The organism is Desulfocurvus sp. DL1XJH-121, from assembly GCF_054819825.1.
Genome location: NZ_JBTVWW010000148.1, coordinates 1 through 253, shown reverse-complemented (window position 1 = coordinate 253; position 253 = coordinate 1). Strand labels below are relative to the sequence as shown.

Below are 253 nucleotides of genomic sequence, written 5' to 3'. Positions count from 1 at the left end.
CTTATAACAATACATTCCGCGACATCACGCTAACGAGTACGGAGATAGCCCGTGAATGACACGACATCGCATTCTTTAGCGGTTAAAACACCGCTTTCCAAACTTTACCTCGCTCTATTTTCCGCGCCGCTGTTGATGCTGGCGCCCGCCGATATCGCTCGCGCAGACGATGCCATTTTTGACGGCGACTCAAAAATTACCGAATCATTGGCCTACACCGGGGACGTTTACGTCGGCCGTAACCAAAGCGGCA

1 protein-coding gene is annotated in these 253 nt (G+C 51.8%); it reads left to right on the top strand.

All coding sequences use genetic code 11. The features are described from left to right. Positions 1-51: 51 nt before the first annotated feature. The coding region (locus ACYYG1_RS17680; protein WP_461211641.1) for a hypothetical protein at positions 52-253 on the top strand (202 nt) is incomplete at its 3' end.